24 protein-coding genes and 1 pseudogene are annotated in these 24,232 nt (G+C 58.8%); 9 read left to right on the top strand and 16 right to left on the bottom strand.

The genetic code is table 11. From position 1 onward, the window contains the following. The first annotated feature begins 63 nt into the window (after positions 1 to 63). Positions 64 to 585 (top strand): DUF3617 domain-containing protein, encoded by a 522-nt coding sequence (locus ACEN8E_RS29340; protein WP_495590827.1) that lies wholly within the window; start codon positions 64 to 66, stop codon positions 583 to 585. A 130-nt stretch (positions 586 to 715) separates the two neighbouring features. Here ACEN8E_RS29340 and ACEN8E_RS29335 read toward each other — a convergent pair. From ACEN8E_RS29335 to ACEN8E_RS29305, 7 genes and pseudogenes are all read right to left on the bottom strand, one after another. Continuing rightward, positions 716 to 832 (bottom strand): annotated as a pseudogene (locus tag ACEN8E_RS29335) (TGS domain-containing protein); the annotation flags it as partial. A 195-nt stretch (positions 833 to 1,027) separates the two neighbouring features. Continuing rightward, on the bottom strand, positions 1,028 to 1,588 hold the full coding sequence (locus ACEN8E_RS29330; RefSeq protein ID WP_495590826.1) for a gamma carbonic anhydrase family protein: 561 nt from the start codon (positions 1,586 to 1,588) through the stop codon (positions 1,028 to 1,030). After that, entirely contained in the window at positions 1,585 to 2,460 is an 876-nt protein-coding gene (locus ACEN8E_RS29325; RefSeq protein ID WP_495590825.1) for a metal ABC transporter substrate-binding protein, read from the bottom strand. Before ACEN8E_RS29325 ends, ACEN8E_RS29330 begins: the two co-directional genes overlap by 4 nt. An 11-nt stretch (positions 2,461 to 2,471) precedes the next feature. Continuing rightward, positions 2,472 to 3,338 carry a metal ABC transporter permease gene (locus ACEN8E_RS29320; protein WP_495590824.1) on the bottom strand — a complete coding sequence of 289 codons (867 nt, stop codon included), beginning with the start codon at positions 3,336 to 3,338 and terminating at the stop codon, positions 2,472 to 2,474. Next, a complete protein-coding gene (locus ACEN8E_RS29315) occupies positions 3,338 to 4,006 on the bottom strand; it encodes a metal ABC transporter ATP-binding protein (RefSeq protein WP_495590823.1) in 669 nt (222 codons plus the stop codon). Before ACEN8E_RS29315 ends, ACEN8E_RS29320 begins: the two co-directional genes overlap by 1 nt. Next, positions 4,003 to 4,899 carry a GTP cyclohydrolase FolE2 gene (gene folE2 / locus ACEN8E_RS29310; protein WP_495590822.1) on the bottom strand — a complete coding sequence of 299 codons (897 nt, stop codon included), beginning with the start codon at positions 4,897 to 4,899 and terminating at the stop codon, positions 4,003 to 4,005. Before folE2 ends, ACEN8E_RS29315 begins: the two co-directional genes overlap by 4 nt. Before the next feature lie 202 nt (positions 4,900 to 5,101). After that, the gene (locus ACEN8E_RS29305; RefSeq protein ID WP_495590821.1) at positions 5,102 to 5,479 is read right to left on the bottom strand and encodes a glutamine synthetase; all 378 of its coding nucleotides are present in this window, start codon (positions 5,477 to 5,479) and stop codon (positions 5,102 to 5,104) included. A gap of 141 nt (positions 5,480 to 5,620) precedes the next feature. Here ACEN8E_RS29305 and zigA point away from each other — a divergent pair, with 141 nt between their 5' ends. Beyond that, complete coding sequence (zigA, locus tag ACEN8E_RS29300) at positions 5,621 to 6,826, top strand: zinc metallochaperone GTPase ZigA (RefSeq protein WP_495590820.1); 1,206 nt, start codon at positions 5,621 to 5,623, stop codon at positions 6,824 to 6,826. A 15-nt stretch (positions 6,827 to 6,841) separates the two neighbouring features. Here the strand turns inward: zigA and ACEN8E_RS29295 are convergent, their stop codons facing one another. Further along, a complete protein-coding gene (locus ACEN8E_RS29295; RefSeq protein ID WP_495590819.1) occupies positions 6,842 to 7,198 on the bottom strand; it encodes an NADH:ubiquinone oxidoreductase in 357 nt (118 codons plus the stop codon). A 27-nt stretch (positions 7,199 to 7,225) separates the two neighbouring features. Here ACEN8E_RS29295 and ACEN8E_RS29290 point away from each other — a divergent pair, with 27 nt between their 5' ends. Beyond that, positions 7,226 to 8,197 (top strand): CobW family GTP-binding protein, encoded by a 972-nt coding sequence (locus tag ACEN8E_RS29290; protein ID WP_495590818.1) that lies wholly within the window; start codon positions 7,226 to 7,228, stop codon positions 8,195 to 8,197. A 4-nt stretch (positions 8,198 to 8,201) separates the two neighbouring features. Here ACEN8E_RS29290 and ACEN8E_RS29285 read toward each other — a convergent pair whose 3' ends face one another. Further along, entirely contained in the window at positions 8,202 to 8,615 is a 414-nt protein-coding gene (locus ACEN8E_RS29285; protein ID WP_495590817.1) for a DUF3301 domain-containing protein, read from the bottom strand. Positions 8,616 to 8,734: 119 nt separating this feature from the next. Here ACEN8E_RS29285 and pdxY point away from each other — a divergent pair, with 119 nt between their 5' ends. After that, the gene (gene pdxY, locus ACEN8E_RS29280; protein ID WP_495590816.1) at positions 8,735 to 9,607 is read left to right on the top strand and encodes a pyridoxal kinase PdxY; all 873 of its coding nucleotides are present in this window, start codon (positions 8,735 to 8,737) and stop codon (positions 9,605 to 9,607) included. 131 nt (positions 9,608 to 9,738) lie between these two features. Here the strand turns inward: pdxY and ACEN8E_RS29275 are convergent, their stop codons facing one another. Then, a complete protein-coding gene (locus tag ACEN8E_RS29275) occupies positions 9,739 to 10,221 on the bottom strand; it encodes an acyl-CoA thioesterase (protein WP_007934430.1) in 483 nt (160 codons plus the stop codon). A 286-nt stretch (positions 10,222 to 10,507) separates the two neighbouring features. Here ACEN8E_RS29275 and ACEN8E_RS29270 point away from each other — a divergent pair, with 286 nt between their 5' ends. Further along, positions 10,508 to 12,271 carry a cation:proton antiporter gene (locus ACEN8E_RS29270; RefSeq protein ID WP_495590815.1) on the top strand — a complete coding sequence of 588 codons (1,764 nt, stop codon included), beginning with the start codon at positions 10,508 to 10,510 and terminating at the stop codon, positions 12,269 to 12,271. A gap of 22 nt (positions 12,272 to 12,293) precedes the next feature. Here the strand turns inward: ACEN8E_RS29270 and ACEN8E_RS29265 are convergent, their stop codons facing one another. The 4 genes from ACEN8E_RS29265 to uvrD form a co-directional block, all read right to left on the bottom strand. Beyond that, positions 12,294 to 12,701, bottom strand: coding sequence for an SMI1/KNR4 family protein (locus ACEN8E_RS29265; RefSeq protein ID WP_007995855.1), 408 nt, complete (start codon positions 12,699 to 12,701; stop codon positions 12,294 to 12,296). Between the two features lie 138 nt (positions 12,702 to 12,839). Further along, positions 12,840 to 13,718, bottom strand: coding sequence for a Tim44 domain-containing protein (locus tag ACEN8E_RS29260; RefSeq protein ID WP_495590814.1), 879 nt, complete (start codon positions 13,716 to 13,718; stop codon positions 12,840 to 12,842). A 179-nt stretch (positions 13,719 to 13,897) separates the two neighbouring features. Beyond that, positions 13,898 to 14,338 carry an EamA family transporter gene (locus tag ACEN8E_RS29255; RefSeq protein WP_007989639.1) on the bottom strand — a complete coding sequence of 147 codons (441 nt, stop codon included), beginning with the start codon at positions 14,336 to 14,338 and terminating at the stop codon, positions 13,898 to 13,900. Positions 14,339 to 14,389: 51 nt separating this feature from the next. Then, positions 14,390 to 16,573 carry a DNA helicase II gene (gene uvrD, locus ACEN8E_RS29250; protein ID WP_095964375.1) on the bottom strand — a complete coding sequence of 728 codons (2,184 nt, stop codon included), beginning with the start codon at positions 16,571 to 16,573 and terminating at the stop codon, positions 14,390 to 14,392. Between the two features lie 257 nt (positions 16,574 to 16,830). Between uvrD and ACEN8E_RS29245 the strand changes: the two genes are divergently transcribed. Further along, complete coding sequence (locus ACEN8E_RS29245) at positions 16,831 to 19,698, top strand: EAL domain-containing protein (protein ID WP_495590813.1); 2,868 nt, start codon at positions 16,831 to 16,833, stop codon at positions 19,696 to 19,698. A 71-nt stretch (positions 19,699 to 19,769) separates the two neighbouring features. Here ACEN8E_RS29245 and ACEN8E_RS29240 read toward each other — a convergent pair whose 3' ends face one another. After that, entirely contained in the window at positions 19,770 to 20,084 is a 315-nt protein-coding gene (locus ACEN8E_RS29240; RefSeq protein WP_495590812.1) for a hypothetical protein, read from the bottom strand. 349 nt (positions 20,085 to 20,433) lie between these two features. On the opposite strand from ACEN8E_RS29240, the gene hexR reads away from it, so the two are divergent. After that, complete coding sequence (gene hexR / locus ACEN8E_RS29235) at positions 20,434 to 21,300, top strand: transcriptional regulator HexR (RefSeq protein ID WP_007954250.1); 867 nt, start codon at positions 20,434 to 20,436, stop codon at positions 21,298 to 21,300. A 202-nt stretch (positions 21,301 to 21,502) separates the two neighbouring features. Then, positions 21,503 to 21,712 carry a PA3496 family putative envelope integrity protein gene (locus ACEN8E_RS29230; protein ID WP_008018316.1) on the top strand — a complete coding sequence of 70 codons (210 nt, stop codon included), beginning with the start codon at positions 21,503 to 21,505 and terminating at the stop codon, positions 21,710 to 21,712. Here the strand turns inward: ACEN8E_RS29230 and ACEN8E_RS29225 are convergent. Further along, positions 21,654 to 22,616: a LysR family transcriptional regulator gene (locus tag ACEN8E_RS29225; protein ID WP_495590811.1), complete on the bottom strand. Its 963-nt coding sequence runs from the start codon at positions 22,614 to 22,616 to the stop codon at positions 21,654 to 21,656. The two genes, ACEN8E_RS29230 and ACEN8E_RS29225, sit on opposite strands and share 59 nt — an antisense overlap. 190 nt (positions 22,617 to 22,806) lie before the next feature. Here ACEN8E_RS29225 and ACEN8E_RS29220 point away from each other — a divergent pair, with 190 nt between their 5' ends. Next, entirely contained in the window at positions 22,807 to 24,222 is a 1,416-nt protein-coding gene (locus ACEN8E_RS29220) for an acetyl-CoA carboxylase biotin carboxylase subunit (RefSeq protein ID WP_007971702.1), read from the top strand. Positions 24,223 to 24,232: the final 10 nt, after the last annotated feature.

Genomic DNA, 24,232 nt, shown 5'->3' with positions numbered 1-24,232 from the left:
TTGGCCCATGAACCGAAGCGCGCGGCTGACGTCTAACGGCCACTACTGATCAGGAGTTACTCGATGAACGTTCGTCTGCTGGGTTTGGCCATGGCATTTGGGTTGGCACTTCCTGTGGCGGCACACGCGCAGATGCTGCAACCAGGATTGTGGGAGCTGACCACGAGCAACATGAAGGTCGATGAGCAGAATATGCCGGACCTGCAATTGATCCTGGGTCAGCTTCAGAGCCAGATGACCCCTGAGCAGCGCGCGATGCTGGAAAAACAGGGCATCACCATGGGTGGCAAAGGGATCCGGGCGTGCCTGACCCAGGAGCAGGTCAAGACCGATAACATTCCGCTGACCGATCCGCAGTCGGGCTGCAAGCAGGAAATCACCGACCGCTCCGGCAATCAGTGGAAATTCCGCTTCAGCTGCCCGAGAGCCCAGGGTGCGGGCGTGGCGACATTCGTCAGTGATCGCGAATTCACCACCAAGGTCAACGGAACGTTCAACGCCACCGGCATTCAGCAGAAAGGCAGCCTCGAATCCCGTGCTGTCTGGTTGGGGCAGGATTGCGGCACGGTGAAGCCAAGAGCCTAAAAGCTTCGTCGGATCGCCGCCCGGAGCAGGCTCGCGCCCACAGTAAATTGGTGATCGACACACAATCAATGTGGGAGCGAGCCTGCTCGCGAAAGCGTCCCCGCAGCCTGTCTATATCCCCGGCCTGTTCTTTACCCGCTACGGCCGCGCTGGCCAGTTCGGGGCCGATGCTGGCGGCCACCTCATGCACGGACAGTGGCTGGTCGGACTCACGCAATGAACCATCGGGCAGGGTGATCTGGATCATGGTCGGCGTACTCTGGTGCTTCTAACGAGCGATATCGCATAAACCGTAGGGGTGCTGTCATTAAGCCGTTTGTCGTGCCAGGCAAATTGTCCTGACACGATGGCTGGTATTGGCTACCAGTGTGGTGATCGGCCAAATCTGTTCCGCGACCAGCTCCAGCAACGCGGGCATTTCGAATCAGCAGGCTGCTCATGGTCAGAACTCGTTTTGCAGGGCTTTGTAGCCGCGCACCAGATCGACGTTGGTGCGCGCCACGTCTTCGGAAAACTCCGAAGCACTGACGCTCACCGGCGGGTATTGCGAGAGGTCGGTGTTGGGACCGATCCGCGTGGTGGAAGGCACGTAGAAGGCTGCAGGCAGATCACGCCCGTCGACTACCGAGTTGTGTCGTACCACGCAACCGTCACCGACCACGCAGTTGAACAGCACGCTGTTGAAGCCGATGAACACTCGATCGCCGACGGTGCAGGGGCCATGCACGATCGAGCGGTGGGCGATGGAACTGAATTGGCCGATGGTCACCGCCGCACCGGATTTGGAGTGGATCACCACGCCGTCCTGGATGTTCGAGTTGGCGCCGATGGTGATCGGCTGCATGTCGCCCGAGTCGTCGACTTCGTCAGCGCGTATCACCGCGTAGGGGCCGACGAACACGTTCTCGCCGATCACCACTTTGCCGCAGATGATTGCCGTCTTGTCGACGTAGGCCGACTCGGCAATCAGCGGCAAATCTCCGGAAGGGTTCTTGCGGATCATGGCTTGCTCAACGCGTTGTACAGGGTGTTGAGGTTGTACTCGAACAACCCGGTGTAGGTGCTGGCCGGGCCGCTCGCGGCAAGGGCATCGGAATACAGCGTGCCGCCGATCTGCGCGCCGCTTTCATCGGCGATCTGCTTGAGCAGGCGCGCATCCTTGATGTTTTCCATGAACACCGCCTTGACCTTGGCCTGACGAATCTGGGTGATCAGTGCGGCCACCTCGGCGGCCGAAGGTTCGCGCTCGGTGGACAGGCCTTGAGGCGCCATGAACTCGATGCCGTAGGCTTGGCCGAGATAACCGAAGGCATCATGGGACGTTACGATCTTGCGGTTGCCCGGTGGCAGTGAGCCGAGTTTGGTCTTGGCTTCGGCGAGCAGGGCATAGACCTGTTTCAGGTACGCCTGGCTGTTGTGTTCATAGTCGGCGCTGTTCGCCGGGTCAGCGGCGATCAGCGCCTTGGTGATGTTGGCGATGTACAGCTCGGTGTTCGCCAGGTTATGCCAGGCATGCGGGTCGGGAACGGTTTCGCCGTCTTCATCCAGGCTACGCGGAATGACACCGTGGCTCGCGCTGATGACCGGCGCCTGGGTCTCTGTGCTGGTCACCAGGCGATCCAGCCAGGGTTCGAAACCCAGGCCGTTCTTGATGATGAGCCTGGCTTTGAGCAGCGCTTTGGCGTCGTCCGGTGTCGGCTCGTACGTGTGGGCATCCGCGTCCGGGCCGACCATGTTGGTGATCTGGATATGGTCCTTGCCAACCTGATGAGTCATGTCGGCAAGGATGCTGAAGCTGGTGACCACCTGAAGTTTTTCGGCAGCAGACAGCGACATCGACACCATCAAGCTGAGCAGCACGAGTAAAGCGCGCATCGGATAACACCTCATTGGGATGTGAGCAAAGGCGGGCGACGTAGCAAGCCGTGCACCGGTCCGAACACCACGGACAACAGATACCCAGCGCCTGCGACCAGCACGATTGCCGGCCCACTGGGCAGCGAGTAGTAGAACGAGACCAACAGACCGAGCCACACCGAGAGGCTGCCGAGCAACGCGGCGACGACGATCAGTACCGGCAAGCGGCGACTCCAGAAACGCGCCGCAGCGGCAGGCAACATCATCAAGCCGACGACCATCAATGCGCCGATCGCCTGGAAACCGATGACCAGATTCAACACCACCAGTGTCAGGAACACGCCGTGGGCCAGTGGACCGAGTCGGCTGACGGTTTGCAGAAACAGCGGGTCGAGGGTGTCGAGCAGCAGCGGTCTGTAGATCAATGCCATGGCAATCAGACTCAAGCCCGAGACCCAAAGCATGCCGGTCAAGGTGGGGCCGTCGACCGCCAGCGCCGAGCCAAACAGCAGGTGCAACAGGTCCAGGCGTTTGCCGGCAATGCCGAGAATCAGTACGCCACTGGCAAGGGAAATCGGGTAGATCGCTGCGAGGCTGGCGTCCTCTCGCAAGCCGGTGCGTCGGGTAATCCAGGCAGCGAGGCCCGCCATACTCAGGCCGGCACCGAGCCCTCCGATAGTCAACGCAGGGAGGGTCAAACCGGCAAACCAGAAACCCAGCGCAGCACCGGGAAGGATGCCGTGGGCGATGGCATCGCCGATCAGACTCATGCGCCTGAGGATCAGAAACACGCCCAGGGGGGCCGTGCTGCATGCCAGGAGCAAACCACCGAGCAGCGCCCGACGCATGAAAACGAACTCGTGAAACGGTTGCCAGAGATGCGCTGCAGCGGTCATCAGGCCACCTGCGATTGAGGTTGTTGGCGGATCAGTTCGACGCTCGGACCGAATACACAACCGCTGCTTTTGATCAGCAATGTGTGCGGGATGTGCTCGCGGACAGCGGCGAGGTCATGGCACACGACCACCAGCGTTCTGCCTTCGAGGTGCCACTGTTGTATGTGCTTCCAGAGCAATGCCCGGCCGAGTTCATCGAGGGCCGCGTGGGGTTCGTCGAGCAACAGCAAGGGCGCGTCGGTCAGGCTCAATCGGGCGAGCAGGGCGCGTTGCAGTTCACCACCGGAGAGGGCCATCAAGGGGCGATCTTCCAGGCCGTTCAGGCACCAGTCTTCCAGGACTGCTTTCAGTCGTTGGCTGCGGATTTCCGGCGATTGTTTGTTGCCCCAGAAACCAGCGGCGACCAACGCCTGAAGGCTGATCGGGAATTGCCTGTCCAGGTGTTGTTGCTGAGGCAGGAACGACACACTGCCCCTGCGTGGAACATCCAGCCGTACCTTTCCGGCCAAGGGTTTCTGCAGGCCAGCGATCACCTTCAACAGGCTGCTTTTACCGGACCCGTTCGCACCGATGATGGCGGTCAGGCTGCCCTTTGGTCGTTCGAAGTTCAGCGCCGGCGTGAGTGGCTGTCCCGGTGCGCCCCAGCGCAAGGCGTCGCAACCAATCATGCAGCCTCCCAGTTGAATCGGCTTTCGGCTACGGCGTCATGGGCGTGCAGGCTTTCGGCGTGGATCACACGAATGTGGAAGGCATTGATGCCTGTGGAACGCTTCAAGGCCAGATTCAAACGGCGTGCGGCGTCTTCGCAGAACATCAGGTTCTGACCGTTGGCCAAGGCGAAGGCTTGTTCGTCGGCGCGTTTTACCGCTGTTTGAACGGCTGTACCGAGTGCAGCTTCGGCGTCGTTGATGACGGCGATCAGAGGCAACTCATCCAGAAAATCAGCCAGCCGTACGCACAATTTTGCGCTGCTGCGTTGGCTGTGGGGTGTGGCGACGATGCCGTTGGTGGAGCCGAGCCACGCTAAAACGTCGGCGTGTTGCAGCGACTTTTTGGCGAAATCATCGACGAATTGCTGCTGAATCAACTGTCGAGAAAGGGCCGCAGAACACGGACAGGTTGAGGAATAAGGCAGGTCGATTTTTAGTTCCACGTGGAACATCGCGTTTTTCAAACGTGCTTCGATGCTCACCGGATAGCTTTTCCAGCCCGCCAATGGGCTGATCAGCGCCGGCCTTTTCAGCAACACATCGGCGTGAATGGTTAAGTGAGCACTGCTGGACAGCCCTTCATGGCTCTCAAGAAAACGCTGCAAAACCCGGTGCAATAAGGCCGGTGAAAGGCTTTCCTGCTCCAGCAACTCAAGCGCCAGATAGAGCCGCGACATGTGAATGCCGCGCGCATTGCCATCGTCGAGGCTCACGCCGGCATCGGCCGTTGCATTCAGTCGCTGGCCATCAAACAAAACAGGAAGAGCAATGCCGCACATGCCCACCCACTCCAGTGGCAGGGCTTGGCGTGATGCCTGCGCGGCGATATCCGGCAGAGTCAGCGCATTCATGAGCAGGTCCATCGTGAAGTTGATTGCAGATGTTATATCATAACATTAAAATCGACGATGCCTTTTTCATGAACAGGCCTTCATCGACCTCAGTGGCGCCAGCCTCAGCTGTGATCTCGGTCAGTTGGCCCAGGGCAGTACCTTGCTTGGTAGCCTGGTGGGTATCACCACGCTGCATCAGTAAAGCGTGGAACAGGCAGGCCTAACAGCCAGTGATCCGGCTGCAGGTGAACTTGGCGCTGCTGCCGCCGGAGCTGGAAAACCGGTTGATCGTGGTCCAGCCGACGCGCTGGTTGTAGCCAACCCAAGCCTCGCCATCGGAAGCGATGCCGGTGAAGAACGTAAGCTGGCCGTAGCGGCTGTTGGTCTGCGCCCAATAGCGTTTGCCGGCCGTTTCGAACCCCCGCAGATAGATCGTGCTTGCGGCGGTATTGACGCTGTAGGCGTTGCCATCTGCGTCCACGCACGCCAGCAGGTTGGCGCTGCGGGTACACCTTGCCAGGCTCGGGACCTGGGCCACCGCATCGGCAGCAACCAGCAGGGACAGCATTATCAATGCAGATTTCAGGGTGTTGCGCATGGGGTTTCTCAGGAGGGGAACGCATTCAGCATCCTGTTCTTTGCCCTGCTGAGCAATAGGGGATGGTTTGTTTGCAGTGTTACAGTATAACATAATGGAAGCCCGACACAGCGACCGGGTATCCCTGTGAGGAATATGCAGATGTCCAATCGACTCCCCGTGACCGTTCTCTCCGGCTTTCTTGGTGCCGGAAAAAGTACACTTCTTAATTACATACTACGTAATCGTGATGGTTTGCGTGTTGCAGTTATCGTCAATGATATGAGCGAAATCAACGTCGATGGCACCGAAGTCCAGCGCGATGTCAGCCTTAATCGGGCTGAAGAACGGTTGGTGGAAATGAGTAACGGGTGTATTTGCTGTACGTTACGTGAAGACTTGCTGGAGGAAGTGAGCCAGCTCGCCAGTGAGGGTCGCTTCGACTATCTGCTGATCGAGTCCACCGGTATTTCCGAGCCGCTGCCGGTGGCGGAAACCTTCACCTTCCGCGATGAAAGCGGCCAGAGCCTCAACGACATCGCACGTCTGGACACCATGGTCACGGTGGTCGACGGCATGAACTTCCTGCTCGATTACCAGGCTGCTGAAAGCCTGGCTTCCCGAGGCGAAACGCTTGGTGAGGAAGACGAGCGTTCGATTACCGATCTGCTGATTGAGCAGGTCGAGTTCGCCGATGTGATTTTGCTCAGTAAGATCGACTTGATCAGCCGTCACCAACGCGAGGAACTGGTCGCCATACTTGAACGGCTCAACGCCCGGGCGGAAATCATTCCGATGGCGATGGGCGAAATCCCTTTGAACAAAATTCTCAACACCGGTCGTTTTGACTTCGAAAAGGCGGCCCAGGCACCGGGATGGTTGCAGGAACTGCGTGGCGAACACGTGCCGGAAACCGAAGAATACGGCATTGCATCCAGCGCTTATCGGGCTCGGCGGCCGTTCCATCCACAGCGTTTCTTCAACGTCATCGACGGCTCCTGGGACAACGGCAAACTGCTGCGCTCCAAGGGCTTTTTCTGGCTGGCGAGCAAACACATGGACGCCGGCAGCTGGTCCCAGGCCGGTGGATTGATGCGCTATGGTTTTGCCGGGCGCTGGTGGCGTTTCGTGCCGAAAAGCCAATGGCCGCAAGACGCGGAAAGTACCACCGGGATCATGAAAAACTGGTCCGACGACAGCGGGGACTGTCGCCAGGAACTGGTATTCATCGGCCAGAACATCGACTTCACGCAGCTCACGGCCGAACTGGACGCCTGCCTGCTGACCGATGAGGAAATGGCGCTGGGGGTCGAGGGCTGGCGTTTGCTGCCTGATCCATTCGGCCCCTGGTACGAAGAGGCTGCCTGATCCTCTATTGGCGCTTCAAGGCTTGAGCCAGGTGCCCTGGCTCTGAGTCTCGCAGTACGGCTGCAGATACGCCACGTCAGTGGCAACGCCGTAATAGTGAATATCCTGGCGGTAGGGCATATTGGCGACTTGGGCATTGCTGCAGATACCAAATGCGCCGCCGGGGCATTGATCGACATACCGGACCTCGACTTTCTGCCCGGCCAGGTTAGGCTGGCAGAAGCCGTCGGCGAAGAGTTTTGGCGGGATATTGCGGTTCTGCTGGCAAACCTGGACATCAAGTCGTTCGGCCTGGCTGTGAACCACGCAAGCCTGGGCTAGCGCCTCGCCTGAAACGAGTGCTAGGAGCAACGACAAGCCAATCAACCGCATCCATCACCTCCTCAGAAATCATCGACCATGCTGCAGAATATCCCCACTCATGTCATTGCCGGCCCGTTGGGCGCCGGCAAGACCAGCCTGATCAAGCACCTGTTGGCCCAGCGCCCGGCTGGCGAGCGCTGGGCGGTGTTGATCAACGAGTTCGGCCAGATCGGTCTCGACGCTGCGCTCCTGACCCGAGACGCCGATGGTATCGCACTGGGTGAAGTGGCCGGAGGCTGCCTGTGTTGCGTCAACGGTGCACCGTTCCAGATTGGTCTCGGGCGATTGTTGCGCAAGGCACAACCGGATCGGCTGTTCATCGAACCCTCAGGGCTGGGGCATCCGGCACAGTTGCTGAGGCAGTTGAGCGAAGCGCCGTGGCTAGGCGTGTTGGCTGTTCAGCCTTGTGTACTGGTGCTGGACGCCCAGTCGCTGGCCGCTGGCAAACCGCTGCCGCAGGCGCAACAGCAAGCGCTGAGCCATGCGGGATTGTTACTGCTGAACAAATCTGAAGGTCTCGAAGAAGAAAGTCGCCAGCGAATCGCCGGGCAATTGCCGCCGACCCCTCTGCACTGGACGCAACAGGCGGTTTTACCTTTGAGCGAGTTGCCGGGGTTGAAAGCCAAGGCGCTGGAAGGTGTGGATAACTTCATCGTGCCCAAGGGATTGGCGCAGATACCGGCTGTCTGGGCCGATCACGCGTTGCCCATCTGCTTGAGTCAGGAACAGGACGGTGGCTGGAGTATCGGTTGGCGTTGGCACTCAAGCCAGGTGTTTGATACCGCTCTGATCTGCCGCTGGCTGGAAAGCCTTGGCTGGCAGCGGGCGAAGCTGGTTATCCACAGTGGTCAGGGGTGGGTATCGGTGAATGCGGTGGATAACTCGGTGCTGGACTGGCGGCCCAGTGAATGGCGGCAGGATTCGCGTATCGAGCTGATTTTCAGCGAGCCGCAAAATGCAGAACAACTGCAGAGTGAGCTGGCAGCGTGCCGATCCGGACCGGGTTAATGGCTCAAGGTCGCCACTTGGTATGGTCCTGACGCCACTGGCTCAGCTCGATCACTTCAGCGCGAGGCTTCACCACCTCGACCACAGGTTCGGTTTCGTCGAATGGAGCAGGGTATGGCGCCAGCTCGATTTGTGCGCTGTGGGCGCCGAACTGGGTGATGGTGCCGTTGTGACGGGTTTCACCGGTCACGGTGAATTCGAAGTTGTACACACGGGCCAAACGTCGCCGACCACGGGCATCCTTGATGAACGCTATTCTTTTCAAGGCCACGTTGCCGTCCAGCAATTCGATCCCGAGCTTGCTGCAGTGCTGCTTGACCCGCTCCAGCGCGCGCTCGCGCAAGCCGTGGTTGTGCCAAAGCCATGCGCCGGCAGTGGCGAAAAGCATCAGCACGAATATATTTCCAAGAGTCAGCATCAACAGGGTGCTCCAACAAGATAGTGTCAGCTTAACTGTGTCGCTGGTCTGTCGTACAGGCTGCGTTTAGTCGCATACTGCGCGGCTAGAATTTCAATCGTTTTACGGAAATCCACCGCATGAAACGTACTCCGCATTTGCTCGCTATCCAGTCCCACGTGGTATTTGGTCACGCCGGCAACAGTGCCGCGGTTTTCCCGATGCAACGGGTCGGGGTGAATGTCTGGCCGCTCAACACCGTGCAATTCTCCAATCACACCCAGTACGGTCAGTGGGCCGGTGAAGTGCTGGCGCCGCACCAGATTCCGGACCTGGTCGAAGGCATTGCGGCGATTGGCGAGTTGGGCAACTGCGATGCGGTGCTCTCCGGTTACCTCGGCAGTGCGGCCCAGGGCCGGGCGATCCTGACAGGAGTGGCGCGGATCAAGTCGATGAACCCCAAGGCGCTGTACCTGTGTGACCCGGTCATGGGGCATCCTGAGAAGGGTTGCAGTGTTCCGGCGGAAGTCGGTGATTTTCTGTTGGAAGAGGCCGCCGCCGTGGCGGACTTCATGTGCCCGAACCAGCTGGAGCTGGACAGCTTCTCCGGGCGCAAGCCGCAATCGCTGTTCGATTGCCTGGCAATGGCGCGCGTTTTGTTGGCACGCGGCCCGAAAGCGGTGCTGGTCAAGCATCTGGACTACCCCGGTAAACCGGCAGAGGTCTTCGAAATGCTGCTGGTGACGACCGAAGGCAGCTGGCATTTGCAGCGCCCGTTGCTGGCTTTTCCGCGTCAACCGGTAGGTGTGGGCGACCTGACGTCCGGGTTGTTCCTGGCGCGTGTGCTGCTGGGAGACAGTCTGGTAGCCGCGTTCGAGTTCGCGGCATCGGCGGTGCATGAAGTGCTGCTGGAAACCCAGGCGTGTGCCAGCTACGAGTTGGAACTGGTTCGGGCCCAGGACCGGATTGCCCATCCGCGGGTGCGGTTCGAAGCGAGCTCGATCAGCCTCTGACCCCGTGCTGCCCTGATCGCGAGCAGGCTCGCTCCCACATTGGATCTTTGTCGTACACAGAATTTGTGTCCACTGAAAATCAATTGTGGGAGCGAGCCTGCTCGCGAAGGGGACTGGAGCTGCGACAGGGTTCAGGCGTCGCCCTTGATTTCCTGATAGCGCTTTTCCAGTTCCTGACGAATCTGCCGGCGCTGCTGGGCCTGCATATAGCGGCGCTTGTCTTCGCTGTTCTGCGGTTGCAGCGGCGGTACCGATGCAGGTTTACGCTGGTCATCCACCGCAACCATGGTGAAGAAGCAGCTGTTGGTGTGACGCACCGAGCGCTCGCGGATGTTCTCGGTCACCACTTTGATGCCCACCTCCATGGAGGTGTTGCCGGTGTAGTTGACCGAGGCGAGGAAGGTCACCAGTTCGCCGACATGGATCGGCTCACGGAAAATGACCTGGTCCACCGACAGGGTCACCACATAGCGGCCGGCATAACGGCTGGCGCAGGCGTAGGCCACTTCGTCGAGGTATTTGAGCAGGGTGCCGCCGTGAACATTGCCAGAGAAGTTGGCCATGTCAGGGGTCATCAATACCGTCATCGACAGCTGGGCGTTTCCGGGTTCCATAGCATTCTCACGGGTCAAGGCCAGGTTTGAGGATTGCACCTCTGTGGGTGCCTCAGCGGTTTTTTCAAACCAACAGTTATCGGGACGCCGGGTGCGGAGTCGCCGTCACGCCGGATCGATCTGTTTCCATATATTGCACCGCCTTTCTGCCAGAAGTCGCGGTGTTACCCTGCAAAAAGCTCTACCTCAAGGGCGTTTCCTACACGCAATCCAGATTTTTGCTCTGCTCGATCAGACTTTTCCTGCGCCCGGGGATCGAGCAATGCCATCCAGGGAGTCTCACGCCATGCATGCCATCAGTTTCATTCAGGATCTGGCAGTGATCATGTTGATCGCAGGTGTGGTAACCGTGGTTTTCCATCGCCTGAAACAACCGGTGGTGCTGGGATACATCGTCGCCGGTTTCATCATTGGCCCGCACACCCCGCCATTCGGCCTGATCCATGACGAACAAACCATCAAGACACTGGCCGAACTCGGCGTGATATTCCTGATGTTCTGCCTGGGCCTGGAGTTCAGCCTGCGCAAGTTGTTCAAGGTCGGTGCCACGGCATTCATCGCGGCGTTCCTGGAAATCGTGTTGATGATCTGGATCGGCTACGAGATCGGTCGCTGGTTCGAGTGGAACACCATGGATTCACTGTTCCTCGGCGCGATCCTGGCGATTTCCTCGACCACTATCATCGTCAAGGCGCTCAACGACCTGAAGTTGAAGAACGAGCGATTTGCACAGCTGATATTCGGCGTGCTGATCGTCGAAGACATTCTGGGCATCGGCATCATCGCGTTGCTGTCCAGCATCGCCGTCAGCGGTACGGTCAGCTCCGGCGAAGTGTTTTCTACCGTCGGCAAACTGTCGCTGTTCATGATCGTCGCGTTGGTCATCGGCATTCTGATGGTGCCGCGATTGCTGGCCTACGTGGCCAGGTTCGAGAGCAACGAAATGCTGCTGATTACCGTGCTGGGCCTGTGTTTTGGCTTTTGCCTGTTGGTGGTCAAGCTTGAATACAGCATGGTCCTCGGGGCGTTCCTGATCGGCGCGATCATGGCTGAATCCCGGCAATTGCTGAAAATCGAGCGCTTGATTGAACCGGTTCGCGATCTTTTCAGTGCGATTTTCTTTGTGGCCATCGGGCTGATGCTCGATCCGGCGATCCTGCTGCAATACGCTTGGCCAATCGCTGTGATCACCGTAGCTGTGGTGCTCGGCAAGATGTTGTCCTGCGGCCTTGGTGCGTTTATCGCCGGCAATGACGGACGCACCTCGCTGCGAGTCGGGATGGGTCTTTCACAGATTGGCGAATTCTCTTTCATCATTGCGGCACTCGGCATGACGTTGCAGGTCACCAGCAATTTTTTATACCCCGTGGCAGTGGCGGTTTCGGTGATCACGACCTTACTGACGCCTTATCTGATCCGCGCGGCTGATCCGTTGTCTATCAAGCTCGCCGGCGCCATGCCGGAACGCCTGGGGCGGGTGTTGGGGATGTACGGCGAATGGCTGCGCAGCATCCAGCCTCAGGGTGAGGGGGCGTTGCTGGCGGCGATGATCAGAAGAATTCTGCTGCAGGTTGGGGTTAACCTGGCATTGGTGATCGCGATCTTCTTATCGGGTGCGTTCTTCGCCGAGCGCATGTCGGTTTACCTGCAAGGCTGGATCAGCGACCCGAGCTGGCAGAAAGCCTTGATCTGGGGTGGGGCGCTGTTGTTGTCGCTGCCTTTTTTGATTGCGGCGTACCGCAAGCTCAAAGCACTGTCGATGTTGCTGGCGGAAATGGGCGTGAAGCCAGAGATGGCCGGGCGCCACACGCAGCGAGTGCGCCGGGTGATCGCCGAAGTGATTCCGCTCCTGTCGCTGCTGGTGATCTTTTTGCTGCTGACAGCCTTGTCGGCCAGTATTCTGCCGACCAACAAGTTGCTGGTACTGATTGCCGTGGTCGCGGCCGCCGTGGCGGCGCTGCTATGGCGCTGGTTCATTCGTGTGCACACGCGGATGCAGGTGGCGTTGCTGGAAACCCTCGACAATCACAAAGAGTCGTCCGGGCATTGACCACCCCGCAGCGTTGGCTGGATCAGCTTTCCAGCCAGACGTCCCGCGCCCAGTGCCATACAGATTCCCAGGACTCTTCGGTGATCAGCTCTTCTTCGCCCGACCACAGCACCACCGTGCCGTCTTCTTCGACGCAGTAATAGTTGTCGCCGTCCTGGCAGATAGGGATCAGATCGCGTGGTACGCCAGCATCCCAGGCATTTGCGGCCACATCAGGCAGGTAGGTATGCGATTGCGGGTCAGTGACGGTCACGGGTTCAAGGCTGCCGTAAACCACATCGCTGACGGTCAGCAGGAATTCCTTGAAGACGAACGGAATGTTGATGAAGAGTTCTTCTTCGACCTCTACCAGTTGATCTTCGTCGGGCAACTCCAAGGGGACCGGTACCGGTTCGTTGGCTTCACGCAGTTGTTCGATGATTTCTTCCACGTCCGGGATCCTCTTGCTTGTATGGCGCGGTTTATATGGGGCGGTTTATACAGTAGCTCGCTATAGATGCAACCGCGAAATAGAAAACCCCAGCCGGGGCTGGGGTTTTGTTTACAACAAATGAAACGCTGGAGGTGATCAGCCGTTCTGGCGGATACCGGCCACCAGCCAAGGCTGGTTTTCGCCCTGGGCGCGTTCCATGTTCCAGCTTTCGCTGAAGACTTCGCCCTGGTCGAAACGCGAGGTTTTCGACACGCCAGTGAAGGTCAGGGTGGCGATGGTCTTGTCGGCGCGATCGTCCACACCGTCCAGCTGTACATTGAGGTTATCAATGTAGGTGGACTGGAAACCGTCGCCCAGGTCGGCACGTTCGCGCTTGAGGAACTCCAGCATTTGCGGAGTGACGAACTCGGCGATCTTGTCCATTTCGTTGGCGTCCCAGTGCTGTTGCAGGGACTGGAAGTGATTACGTGCCGCTTCGACGAAGGTCCTTTCGTTGAACCAGGCTGGAGCATTGATCGCCGGACGGGCGGCAACGGGTGCGGCCGAGCCACCGAAGATCGAACCGCCGGCAGGTTTTTGTTCGAACGCTTCACGCTGCATCGGTGCATGGCCGGCCGGAGCGTAGTGCTCCTGCTGCTTGCGACGACGGGCGGCGATAAAGCGGAAGATCAGGAACGCGATGACGGCCATGATCAGGATGTCGAAGATCTGCATGCCCTGGAAGCCGCCACCCATGAACATGGATGCCAGCAGGCCACCGGCGGCGATACCGGCCAGAGGGCCGAGCCAGCGCGAAGCGCCACCGGCCTTGGCAGCGGCGCCAGCGGCACCGGCAGCACCAGCGGTCGCCGCGGCGCCGCCCATGCCTGGAGAAGAAGGAGCCATCTGGCTGGTCTGGTGCGTCGGCGCAGCGCCTGCGCTTTTGCCACCACCGAAGCGCTTGGCGGCATTGACGTCGAGACTCATCGTCAGGCCGATGCACAACGCCATGGCGATGCTAAGAAAACGTTTCATAAAGGGAATTCCCATTTGTGGAAGGCACGCGCGCCATGTTGCACAGCTGAAGTGTTACTGGCTAGCGGCAGAGTGTTTCGGGCTTTTGCCTGACAGGTCGTGTTCAGCTTCAGTCAGCGCAATAGGGCCTTTTGACTTTGATATGTCAGATGAGTGGATAGGTTTCGTAGGACGTTTACCTAGCGTCGCAGCGCCAGCATGACGACCCCGGCCGTGATCAGACCGATTCCGCCCCATTGGCGCAGGTCGAGTTTTTCTCCCAGTAGAACCACGCCCAGTATGGCGACCAGCACCACGCTGAGTTTGTCCACCGGAGCGACCAGTGAGGCCGGACCGACCTTGAGCGCACGGAAATAGCAGATCCACGATGCACCCGTGGCCAGGCCCGACAACAACAGGAACAGGTAACTCTTCGCAGAGATCGATCCCAATGACTGATATTGGCCCGTGGCGTACAAAATCAAGGCCAGGCTGACCAACACCACGATTGTACGCAGCAGGGTGGCGAAGTCGGAATTGACGTTTTCAATGCCGACTTTCGCGAAAATGGCGGTCATTGCTGCGAACGCCGCCGATAACAGGGCCCAGAATGTCCAGGAAGAAAAAAAGCCTGAGCCCATGTTCTAACGCCTTTGGTCAGATAAACCCACAGAAAAGCATCCAGCGTGTCCTTAAATGGCTTCCAGCTTGGCATAACCCAACATCAGCCACTTGCTGCCTTCGCTGAAGTTAACCTGCACCCGGGCCTGGGCCCCGGCCCCTTCGAAGTTGAGGATCACGCCGTCACCGAAGATCGAGTGGCGCACAGTCTGACCCAGGCTGAAGCCGGTCTGCGGAATCTCGCTACCGCTGAACAGGTTGCTGCCACTCATCGACTGGTTGCCACCGAACGGACGGCTGACGCTATTGGACAGCCGCACTTCCTGAATCAGACCTTTCGGAACTTCGCGTACGAAGCGCGACACCTTGTTGTAGGTCTCGCTGCCATAAAGGCGTCGGGTTTCTGCGTAGGTCATCACCAGATTCTGCATGGCCCGGGTGATGCCTACATAGGCCAGACGACGCTCTTCCTCAAGGCGGCCGGGTTCTTCCAGGCTCATCTTGTGCGGGAACAGGCCTTCTTCCATGCCCACCAGGAACACGTAAGGGAATTCCAGGCCCTTGGCGCTGTGCAGGGTCATCAGTTGAATGCTGTCTTCGTGCTCGTCGGCCTGGGTATCGCCGGCTTCCAGCGACGCATGACCAAGGAACGCTGCCAATGGCGTCAGGTCTTCGTCCTCTTCGCTGTTTTCGAAGTTGCGCGCGGCGCTGACCAGTTCTTCAAGGTTTTCTACCCGGGCCTGGCCTTTCTCGCCTTTTTCCGCTTCGTGATAGGCGATCAGCCCCGACTGCTCGATGACGGTCTGGGTCATCAGGTGCAGTGGCATTTCCATGCACTTGGCGGCGAGGTTCTCGATCAGCTCGATAAACGCGCCCAGAGCGCCGGCCGCACGACCGGTCAGGCCTTTGTTGGCCACCAGTTGGCGCATCGCTTCCCACATCGACACATCGCTGTGGCGCGCATGGTCGCGGATCGCTTCGACGGTTTTCTCGCCGATGCCACGTGCCGGCACGTTGATGACCCGTTCCAGCGCGGCGTCGTTGCCCCGCCCTTCGAGCAGTCGCAGGTAAGCCATGGCGTTTTTGATTTCAGCGCGTTCGAAGAAGCGCTGGCCGCCATAGATACGGTAGGGAATGCGCTCGCGCAGCAAAGCCTCTTCCAGAACCCGCGACTGGGCGTTGGAGCGGTACAGAATCGCGATATCACTGCGAGACAAGCCGGTTTTCAGCGCGCTTTCGATGGTTTCGACAACGTAGCGTGCTTCGTCGTGTTCGTTGAAGGCGGCGTACAGGTTGATCGCTTCGCCGTCGCCGCCGTCCGTCCACAGCTCTTTGCCCAGGCGCCCGGTGTTATTGGCGATCAAGGCGTTGGCAGCCTTCAGGATGCCGGCGGTGGAGCGATAGTTTTGCTCCAGGCGAATGGTCTCGGCGTCCGGGAAGTCTTCGGAGTACTGGTAGATGTTCTCGATTTTCGCGCCGCGCCAGCCGTAGATCGACTGGTCGTCGTCGCCCACCACCATCAGGCTGTCGCCACCCTTGGCCAGCAGGCGCAACCAGGCGTATTGCACGGCGTTGGTGTCCTGGAACTCGTCCACCAGGATGTGCCGGAAGCGTTTTTGATAATGAGCGAGCAGGCCTGGGTGATCGCGCCACAGATCGAGGGCGCGCAGCAGCAATTCGGAGAAGTCGATGACGCCCGCACGCAGGCAGGCGGCCTCGTAGGCTTCATAGATGCCGCGCATGGTCGCCAGGAACAGGTCGCCACTGGCCTGGATGTGTTGCGGACGCAGGCCTTCGTCTTTCTGCCCGTTGATGAACCATTGGGCTTGACGGGCCGGCCAGCGCTGTTCGTCCAGGCCGAGTTCGCGGATCACCCGCTTGACCAGCCGTTGCTGGTCGTCACTGTCGAGAATCTGGAAAGTCTGGCTTAAGCCCGCTTCCTGCCAGTGCGCCCGCAACAGGCGGTGCGCCAGACCGTGGAAAGTGCCGACCCACATGCCGGCCGGGTTGATACCCATCAACTGCTCGATGCGCTGGCGCATCTCCGCAGCAGCCTTGTTGGTGAAGGTCACCGACAGGATGGAGTGGGGCGAGGCGTTTTCGACCTGGATCAACCAGGCGATACGGTGCACCAGCACTCGGGTTTTACCGGAACCAGCACCGGCCAGGACCAACTGACGACCCACGGGGGCCGCTACGGCCTGGCGTTGGGCATCGTTGAGGGAGTTCAGCAGAAGGGAGAGATCATCGCGCATCAGGGCATTCTAGGGGGCCGCGACACACCGGGCAAACTCCGCTTCGCTTTAACCGATGAAAGTTATGTGAAGGACGACTGGTCGGTCATCGTCTGCGGCTGTTGGCCGGGCTTGCCTTCAGCGTTTTCAGGGGACGTCGGCGACTGAAAAATTTGGCGATTCATTGATCAGCAGCAGTTTGGTCCGGGCAATTGCTTGTGTATGCTCCGAGCAGTTTCGGGCACATGCTCATCATTATAAGAACAAGAACATCGCCTATGACCCTCAGCTTCGACCTGTCGGGCCCCACTGTGGAACCCCGGGAGATCCGTAAACAGTACGCCATGGAAATGGCGGTCGAACGCACGCGCCTGTTGTATCAGGGCTCGCTGCTGCCCACGTTGTTCATGTTGATCAATGGCCTGGTCTGCGCCGGTTTGCTCTGGAGTCCGCAGCGCTATTTCCTGGTCAGTGTCTGGCTGGTGTGGCTGTTGTCACTGGTGGCATTGCGGGTGATTCAGGTCGCAGCCTTCGATTCGGCAATTCCCAATCGTCAGGCCCATCCCGTTTGGCGACGGATGTTTTTGCTGGGTTCGGGCCTCACCGGTCTGACCCTGGCCGGTGCCGGCATTGCCCTGGCTCCCGCCGATAACTTCATTCAGCAAGCCTGGGTCTTCGGCCTCATCGGTGCCGCAGCGCTTTCGGCCAGTGTGGCTTATGCAGTCAGTTTGCCGGCCTTTCTGTCTTTCACCTTGCCCTGCCTGTTACCGGCCATCGCCTATATGTTTTTTGGGGGAGACGAACAGCAGCACGGTTGGGGCTGGTTCGGACTGATACTGCTCGGTGCATTGAGCGTGGTTGCCTGGCAGGTCAATCGATTGATCGATCGCGGCTTGATGCGACGCTTTCAGAACCAGGCACTGATCGAGCATCTTCAGCAGGCGCAAAGCTGCAGTGATCAGCTCAATCAGAAGCTGGCCAGGGAGATAGAACAGCGCCGACGCGCCGAGGACGAGTTGCGCGAGATTCAGATCGACCTCGAGAACCGTGTCGCTCAACGCAGTCTGGAACTGGACGCCGCCAACCAGGCGTTGAGCAAGAGTGAGGCGCGTCTGGCGTTGGCATTGAAGGCCAGCGAGTTGGGGTTGTGGGACTGGAATCTGCAAACCGACGAAGTCCATCACACGCAGATTCAGGAGTTGTTCGGCCTGGAGCCGGACCAGGTCACCGCATTGCTGCGTCACCTCAAGCCGCGCCTGCATCCCGAAGATCTTCCGGCGCTGAAAAGGGCGCTGGTCGAGCATATGAAGGGCCGCACCGAGGACTACCAAATCGAGTACCGCGTACGGCATGGCGATGGTCACTGGGTCTGGATCGAGGACCGTGGGCGGGCGGTCGAGCGTGCCGAGAACGGCCGGGTGATTCGCATGGTTGGCACTCGCCGCGACATCAGCGTCAGCAAAGGCCTGGAAGAGCAGCGGCAACTGGCGGCGACCGTGTTCGAGGCGGCCAGCGAAGGGATCGTGATTTTTGATCCGGACTACGCCCTGATCGCGGTCAATCAAGCCTTCAGTCGAGTGACCGGCTATGACATCGAGGACATGATCGGGCGCAATGTCGTTGAGTTGCCATGCAGCCGCGATGCGCGTCGGCATTACGCCGCAATACATCAGGCGCTGGAACAGCATGGTAGCTGGCAGGGCGAATTGGTGGAAACCCGCAAGAACGGCGAGATGTACCCGCAATGGCTGCAACTGAATGCTGTGCGCGATGCCCGGGGAAAAGTCAGCCATATTGTGGGCTTCTTCGCAGATCTCTCCGCCCGCCGGGAATCCGAAGAGCGGATGCGCTATCTGACCCATTACGACGAACTAACCGGTCTGGCCAACCGCTCGATGTTCCGCGAACGCCTCAGCGAGGCTCATCAACGAGTGCGACAGGGCGGTTATCGCAGCCTGGCGTTGCTGCACATCAACCTCGATCGGTTCAAGCAACTCAACGACAGCCTTGGGCATGAAGTCGCCGACCAGTTATTGCAGAAAATGGCCCGGCGACTGGTGAATGCATTGCCTGAGGCAGACACCATCGCACGCCTGTCCGGTGACGAATTTGCCGTGCTGTTCAACGCCTACGGCAACCTTTCGAGCCTGGCCCGGGTGGCGACGCGTCTGGCGAGCAAGTTGCGGTTACCGGTGACCATTGAGGGGCATGAGCTGGTGGTCAGCGCGTCGATGGGCATCAGCTTGTTGCCGGACAGTGCCCGGGAAATATCGGCATTGGTCAGTCAGTCGAACATGGCCATGCAGCACGCCAAACATCTGGGTGGTAATAATTTCCAGTTTTACACCGACAGTTTGCAAGCCAGCACGCTGGAGCGTTTGCAGCTGGAAAACCATTTGCGCAAGGCCGTCGAAGAGCAACAACTGAAGGTGTTTTACCAACCCAAGCTGTGCCTTGCCACGGGCAAACTGAATGCCGCCGAAGCGTTGGTGCGCTGGGATCATCCGACCATGGGACGCGTGCCACCGGGGGATTTCATCGGCCTGGCAGAAGAGACTGGATTGATCGGCCCGATCGGTGAATTCGTGTTGCGTCAGGCCTGCTGGCAAGCCTGTGAGTGGCAGCGGCAGGGGCTTGAGCCGATCCGGATGTCGGTCAATCTGTCGGTGCATCAGTTGCGCCAAGGCAAGCTGGTCAGTCTGGTGCGACAGGTCCTGGAGGAAACCGGGCTGGCGCCGCACCTCCTGGAGCTGGAGCTCACTGAAAGCCAGTTGCTCGACAGCGTCGAACATATCATCGCGACCTTCCAGCAATTGCGTGATCTGGGGGTGAAGCTGGCCATCGACGATTTCGGCACCGGCTATTCATCCCTGAGCTACCTCAAGCGAATTCCGGTGGATTACGTGAAGATCGACCAGGCGTTTATCCGTGGACTGGGTGAGGGTACTGAAGACGCGGCGATTACCCGGGCAATCATTGCCATGGCTCACGGCCTGTCGCTGAAGGTCGTGGCGGAAGGGGTGGAGCGGCGGGAGCAGTTGGAATTCCTCAAGAGTGAGCTTTGTGATGAGGTGCAGGGGTACCTCATCAGTCGTCCAATTGAGTCTGATGGATTGGCGGCCCTGCTAAGGGAGCAAAGCAACTAGCAATCGGGGCGCATAAACTTCCCGTCGAGCACGTCTTGCATTCGACGGGAAGCCAGGAAGCGAAGGTGTATTTAGTGGGTGATCAGGACTTTATCGATATGGTGCAGTAACTTTCCTTCGTAGAAAATGCTTACACCGGTCACGTAGGAGTCACCTGTCACTTTATATTCGACAAGTCTGTCGGTTATCACTTGCGGGTAATATCCATCGGGCTCGTCAAGAATCAGGTCCAGGCGCAGATCAAAGGATTTATCCTGCAGAGGGCTCAACACCAGCTTTGGCAAAATACCACGGTGATTAACGGTTACAGTGCCTTGAGTGCGGAAAAATGGGTCACCAGGCATACGATTGATTTGTGCAGTCCAGTTTTTAGTGTTAATGCTCATAATATGTAACTCCTGTAATTAAGTTGCAGTGCTTCCTGCTCGATTAATATATGTGGTTCTAATTGGTTCTGTGTGGATTATTTTTGTTTTAGTTGTAAGTCTTTATATGTGAAGTTGTTGTTTTTAGTAAAATAAGTACTCAGCTTGGTTGAGCCGGATAATTAAAAGAAACTGGAAGTGGGGGGGGAATCGGAGTGTTTGAGTCCACAACGCGAGTGCTACATGAAGCGCGACCGCCTGAAATCGAGGGATTCGGTTACGCATTGAGCAGGCAAAAAGCCGATTCATGTAGTATAACTACAAGCGTGCTACATCCCCGGCACCTGCCAATAACAAAGAGTCCAGCCCTTTGAATCTGCTGCAACACATCGCCCAGTCTCGCCACCTGTTACGCAAGTCGGAGCTCAAGGTCGCCGACCACGTGCTGCTTGATCCTGCGGCCGTGATGCACAGCTCCATGGCCGACCTGGCCCACAGCGTGGGCATCAGTGAGCCGACCATCGTGCGTTTTTGCCGTGCCATCGGCTGTTCCGGCTTTCAGGATCTGAAGCTGAAGCTGGCCCAGAGCCTGGCGGCAGGTGCGAGTTTCGGCCAGTTTGCGATCCATGAAGATGATTCTGTCGCCGACTACAGCCTGAAAATCTTCGACACCACCCTGCATACGCTGATGGAGGTTCGCGAAAAACTCGATCCGCTGGAATTGCAGAGGGCCGTGACGCTCATGTCCCAGGCCCAGCGTGTCGAGTTCTACGGCTTCGGCGCCTCGGGTGCGGTCGCGGCGGACGCCCAGCACAAGTTCTTCCGCTTGCTGCTGACGGCAGCGGCGTATTCCGACCCGCACATGCAGGCGATGTCGGCCGTGACGCTCAAGCCAACCGACGTGGCGATCTGCATTTCCCAGTCCGGGCGCTCCAAGGACCTGCTGATCACCGCCAACCTGGTGCGTGAAAGCGGTGCTTCGCTGATCACCTTGTGCCCGAGCCAGACACCACTGGCCGAGCTGTCGACGGTCAATCTGGCGATCGATGTGCATGAAGACACTGAAATCTATACGCCGTTGACGTCGCGTATCGCCCACCTGGTGGTGATCGACGTGCTGGCAATGGGCGTGGCCATGGCGCGTGGGCCGAGCCTGGTCAACCACCTCAAGAGCGTCAAGCGCAGCCTGCGCAGCTTGCGGTTGTCGCCCAAGTCGGTGAAAGCGCTGGACGACTGATGTCGTCGTAAGGTCGTTCCGACCTTATTCGCGAGCAGGCTCGCTCCCACATTTGCAATGCATTCCACTGTGGGAGCGAGCCTGCTCGCGAAGGCGTCCCCGAATTCACCGCAATTTTCATCAGTCTGTAACGCCCGAGCCGCCAAACCGTCATCCCCCGCGCCTATCTTGAAACTCCCGTACTCGCCTTGGGAGACTCGAAATGGCCATGCCTTACGAAGAACGCAACAGCGCTGTCAAAACCCGTCGCCAGCAAGAAGATCAGCGCCGCATGGAATTCCGCCGCGCCATTGAAGATCGCTGCGAACGTCGTCAGCTTCTGGCCGAAATTGGCGATTTTCCAGAGTTGGAACTCAATTTCTGGCAGGCAACTCCCTCGACTTCCCGTCGAAACGCTCAACCAGCGCGCTGATTTGAATCCGTTCGCTACGGATAAACGCCAGGAAGGCGTGAGCCACCGGTGACAGGCGTTTCGCCTTGGCCTGCACCAGGCACCAACTGCGAAACAGTGGCAGTTCTTCGACGGGTAGCTCGATCAGCCCGCCGGTTGCCAGCTCAAGGTTCAGGGCGTGGCGCGTCAACAGCGCAACGCCCAGGCCTGCCAGTACACATTCACGCTGGGCTTCGGCAGACGAGACTTCCTGAGTCTGGTTGAAGTGCACGCGTTTCTCTTTGAAGTATTCTTCGCACGCAAGCCGCGTCCCGGAACCTGGCTCACGCAGCAGCAGTGTGTAGGGCTCGAGATCCTGCAAGCGCAACGGCCCCATATGACACAGCGGGTGATCCGGTGGTGCCACGGCGACGATCGGGTTGTTCAGGAACGGCAGGAATTCCAGGCCCATGTCCTGAGGCACCATGGACATGATCACCAGGTCGTCGCGGTTGTCCGACAAACGCCGGATGACCTGGCCGCGATTGACCACCGTCAATTGCAGGTTCACCTCCGGGTGCTGGCGTTTGAAGGCGGCAAACAAGTGCGGCACGAAATATTTGGCGCTGGATTCCACCGCCAGTTTCAGTTGCCCCTGCAGCGAGCCCTGCATGTCTGACAGCTGCATGTCGAGGTTTTCCAGGCGTCCGAAAATATCCCGGCTGGCCCGCTGTAACGCTTCAGCCGCTTCGGTCATGTAGAGTTTTTTGCCGACGTAATCGAACAAAGGCTGGCCAATCAGCTCTTCAAGTTGACGAATCTGCAGGCTGACGGCAGGTTGTGTGAGCGACATTTCCTCGGCTGCGCGACTGTACGACCGCAAATCACAGACCTCGTTGAAGATCTGCAGTTGCCGTAAAGTCATACGCATCAATGACTTACGCATTATGTGGTCACTCTCGTCGCTGGCTGGTGAATCAACTATAAGTCTTTACTTATGCGCGACCCAATAATTATTCATTTTTGTTAATCCCTTGTGGGCGCTAGTGTGGACCTGCGACCAAATTGAAACATTTGGTCACGCGTCGACCTGGTCTAGCAGGTCGTGGGTACCACCGGCTCAAGGGAATTTCCAAGTGATAACAAAGATCCTGATCGCCAACCGTGGTGAGATTGCCGTACGAATCGTGCGTGCCTGCGCCGAAATGGGCATTCGCTCGGTCGCGATCTATTCCGACGCCGACCGTCATGCCTTGCATGTGAAGCGTGCGGACGAGGCCCACAGCATTGGTGCCGAGCCGCTGGCCGGCTATCTGAACCCGCGCAAGCTGGTGAACCTGGCCGTGGAAACCGGCTGCGATGCGCTGCACCCAGGCTACGGCTTCCTTTCGGAAAACGCCGAACTGGCGGAGATCTGCGCCGAGCGCGGAATCAAATTCATTGGTCCATCGGCTGAAGTCATTCGCCGCATGGGTGACAAGACCGAAGCACGCCGCAGCATGATCAAGGCTGGCGTGCCGGTGACTCCAGGCACCGAAGGCAACGTGTCGGGCATCGAAGAGGCCCTGACCGAAGGCGATCGCATCGGCTACCCGGTGATGCTCAAGGCTACTTCCGGTGGCGGCGGCCGCGGCATTCGTCGCTGCAACAGCCGCGAAGAACTCGAGCAGGCTTTCCCGCGGGTCATATCCGAAGCCACCAAGGCATTTGGTTCGGCGGAAGTGTTCCTGGAAAAATGCATCGTCAATCCGAAACACATCGAAGCGCAGATTCTCGGCGACAGCTTCGGCAACGTGGTGCACCTGTTCGAGCGTGACTGCTCGATCCAGCGTCGCAACCAGAAGCTGATCGAGATCGCCCCGAGCCCGCAACTGACCCCGGAACAGCGTGCCTACATCGGCGACCTGTCGGTGCGTGCGGCCAAGGCTGTGGGTTACGAGAACGCCGGCACCGTGGAGTTCCTGCTCGCCGAAGGCGAGGTGTACTTCATGGAGATGAACACCCGGGTGCAGGTGGAACACACCATCACCGAAGAAATCACCGGCATCGACATTGTCCGTGAGCAGATCCGCATCGCCTCCGGCCTGCCGCTTTCGGTGAAGCAGGAAGATATTCAGCACCGCGGTTTCGCGCTGCAATTCCGGATCAACGCCGAAGACCCGAAAAACAACTTCCTGCCGAGCTTCGGCAAGATCACCCGTTATTACGCGCCCGGCGGTCCTGGCGTGCGTACCGACACGGCGATCTACACCGGTTACACCATTCCACCGTTCTACGATTCCATGTGCCTGAAACTGGTGGTGTGGGCGCTGACCTGGGAAGAAGCGATGGACCGTGGTTTGCGCGCCCTCGACGACATGCGTCTGCAAGGGGTCAAGACCACCGCCGCGTACTACCAGGAAATCCTGCGCAATCCGGAATTCCGTAGCGGCCAGTTCAACACCAGCTTCGTTGAAAGCCACCCTGAACTGACCAACTACTCGATCAAGCGCAAACCCGAAGAGCTGGCCCTGGCCATCGCCGCCGCCATCGCCGCCCACGCAGGCCTGTGAGGAATAGAAC

This window comes from Pseudomonas sp. Pseusp9, assembly GCF_059491265.1.
Note: the sequence above shows the minus strand (reverse complement) of the source record. Positions and strands in the feature narration are given on the sequence as shown.